The organism is Paraburkholderia sp. BCC1884, from assembly GCF_900996225.1.
Taxonomy (GTDB): domain Bacteria; phylum Pseudomonadota; class Gammaproteobacteria; order Burkholderiales; family Burkholderiaceae; genus Paraburkholderia.
The window spans coordinates 1-442 of record NZ_CAAJGL010000035.1; the positions used below are offsets into that span (position 1 = coordinate 1).

The window sequence follows — 442 nt, forward strand, 5'->3', positions numbered from 1 at the left end:
CTTCCCCGACTGTTTCCCATTCCCGGTCTCGAGAGGCATCCATGAACATCATCACCCTGAGCGCGCTGCCGGCCGGCATGCTGTTCGCACTCGTGACGTCGATCACGCCAGGCCCGAACAACACCATGCTGCTGGCATCCGGCGTCAATTTCGGCTTCCGTCGCACGCTGCCGCACATGGTCGGCATCAGCACGGGGGTGGCGATCATGATGGTGGCGGTGGGTTTCGGCCTGGGCGAGGCCTTCGCGCAACTGCCCTTGCTCTACACGGTGCTCGAGGTCGCCAGCATCGCCTATCTGCTCTACCTGGCCTGGAAGATCGGCACCTCGGGCCAGGTGAACGCCAACCAGGGCAAGTCGCGCCCGCTGACCTGCGTCGAGGCCGCGCTGTTCCAGCTCGTTAACCTGAAGGCCTGGATGATGGTGCTGACCGCCGCCACCAC

1 protein-coding gene is annotated in these 442 nt (G+C 64.7%); it reads left to right on the forward strand.

Annotated elements, in window-relative coordinates; genetic code table 11:
- Positions 1-41 precede the first annotated feature (41 nt).
- Positions 42-442: LysE family translocator (locus tag FQ705_RS02875; RefSeq protein WP_144137950.1), on the forward strand; the 401-nt coding region annotated here is incomplete at its 3' end.